Annotated in this window: 1 protein-coding gene; it reads left to right on the forward strand. The window is 66.8% G+C overall.

Going from position 1 to position 831, the window contains the following annotated elements; genetic code table 11:
- On the forward strand, nt 1–831 hold an 831-nt coding region (locus AX690_RS03290), incomplete at its 5' end, for an alpha/beta fold hydrolase (RefSeq protein WP_066730278.1).

The following is an 831-nucleotide window of genomic DNA, read 5'->3' on the forward strand; positions in this document are numbered from 1 at the left end:
AGCGGCTACGTCACGACCCAGGACGGCGTGCAGATCTTCTACAAGGACTGGGGCCCCAAGACCGCTCAGCCGATCGTGTTCCACCACGGCTGGCCGCTCAGCGCCGACGACTGGGACGCCCAGATGATGTTCTTCTTGGCTAAGGGCTATCGGGTCATCGCCCATGACCGTCGTGGCCACGGCCGCTCGACCCAGACCGACACCGGCAACGAGATGGACACCTACGCCGCCGACGTCATCGCCCTGACCGATCACCTGGACCTGAAGAACGCCATCCACGTCGGCCACTCGACCGGCGGCGGCGAGGCCATTCACTACGCCGCCCGCGCCAAGCCGGGCCGCGTCGCCAAGGTCGTGCTGATCGGCGCGGTGCCGCCGATCATGCTGAAGACGCCGGCCAACCCCGGCGGTCTGCCGATGGAGGTCTTCGACGGCTTCCGCTCGGCCCTGCTGGCCAACCGCGCCCAGTTCTTCCGCGACATCCCCGAAGGCCCCTTCTTCGGCTTCAACCGTCCCGGCGCCAAGGTCAGCCAGGGCCTGATCGACAACTGGTGGCGCCAGGGCATGGCCGGCGGCGCCAAGGCCCACTACGACTGCATCAAGGCCTTCTCGGAGACCGACTTCACCGAGGACCTCAAGGCCGTCGACGTTCCCGTGTTGATCATGCACGGCGAGGACGACCAGATCGTGCCGATCGCCGACAGCGCCCACCTGGCCATTAAGCTGGTCAAGAAGGGGACGCTGAAGACCTATCCGGGCCTGCCCCACGGCATGGCGTCAACCCACCCCGACGTCATCAACGCCGACCTGCTGGCCTTCTTCAAGGCGTAG

The sequence above is a fragment of the Caulobacter sp. CCH9-E1 genome (assembly GCF_001556515.1).
Classification (GTDB): Bacteria; Pseudomonadota; Alphaproteobacteria; order Caulobacterales; family Caulobacteraceae; genus Caulobacter.